Annotated in this window: 1 protein-coding gene; it reads left to right on the forward strand. The window is 39.8% G+C overall.

The window, feature by feature from the left end; genetic code table 11:
* Nucleotides 1-116 precede the first annotated feature (116 nt).
* Nucleotides 117-1,313, forward strand: a complete 1,197-nt coding sequence (locus DBR11_RS24635; RefSeq protein WP_233260894.1) for an AarF/ABC1/UbiB kinase family protein — start codon at nucleotides 117-119, stop codon at nucleotides 1,311-1,313.
* Nucleotides 1,314-1,328: the final 15 nt, after the last annotated feature.

Below are 1,328 nucleotides of genomic sequence, written 5' to 3' on the forward strand. Positions count from 1 at the left end.
AAAAGGGATTAATGTGACATTTGACCTCTTTCAGCGGTCTCCCCTCGACAACCTGTTTGAATACGGGAAATTTTTATCCCGGAATGGAAATTTTAAAGAGAAGATGAGATCCTAGCATGCGGGAACAGAAAACTATTCCAACCTCCAAAACAGAAAGATCTGCGAAATTTGTGAAAACAGGTATCCAGATTGGTGGTAATTATATTAAACATTACTCCAAAAAGCTGTTCAACCCAAGTCTTAGCCGGGAGGAGCTTAATGAAGACAATGCAACTGACATCTATAAATCTTTAAGTGAACTTAAAGGAAGTGCTTTAAAGGTTGCGCAGATGTTAAGTATGGACAAAAACATATTGCCAAAATCCTACATAGATAAATTTACCCAGTCTCAATACAATGCGCCGCCGCTTTCAGGCCCGCTCATTGTAAGGACTTTTTCGAAGAATTTTGGTAAAACACCCGAACAGATTTATGATCAGTTCAACCTCATTTCCAGTAATGCAGCCTCTATAGGACAGGTGCATGAAGCCGTGTTAAACGGGAAAAAACTTGCGGTTAAGATCCAGTATCCCGGCGTTGGTGACAGCATTTCTTCTGATCTTAAACTTGTAAAGCCATTTGCCTTCCGCCTTCTGGGTATGGATGAAAAAGATCTTAACGTTTATATAAAAGAGGTAGAGGAACGTTTACTGGAAGAGACAGATTATGAACTCGAGATTAAACGCTCTCTTCAGTTTTCAAAGGCTTGTAAAGATCTCGAAAACATCGTTTTTCCAGACTATTATCCAGACTTATCCGGAAAAAGAATCATCACTATGGATTGGATTGATGGTCTTCATCTGCGTGAATTTCTAAAGACCAACCCAAGTACAGAGCTTAGAAACAAAATTGGGCAAGCGCTTTGGGATTTCTATAATTTTCAGCAACACGAACTTCGTGCTGTTCATGCAGATCCTCATCCGGGTAATTTTTTGATTACGCCCGATGAAAAACTTGGCGTCATCGACTTTGGCTGTATCAAAGAAATTCCAGACGATTTTTACAAGCCCTTCTTTTCCCTGATCTCTGATGACGTGACCACAGACAAAGCCAGGACTATTAAAGCTTTTCGAGAACTGGACATGATTCACGACAAGGACTCTGATGCTCAGGTCGATTTTTACTATAACGCCTATAAAGAAATGATCGAGCTGTTTGCCAGGCCTTACCGCAGCAAAACCTTTGATTTCAGCCAACCAGATTTTTTGAACAGTTGTACCATTATGGCGAGAAAATTTCAAAAATGCCTGAGTTTAAACAAGCCAGAGGGGTAAAACATTTTATTTATA

It is taken from the genome of Pedobacter sp. HMWF019, from assembly GCF_003061025.1.
In the GTDB taxonomy this organism is placed as follows: Bacteria; Bacteroidota; Bacteroidia; order Sphingobacteriales; family Sphingobacteriaceae; genus Pedobacter.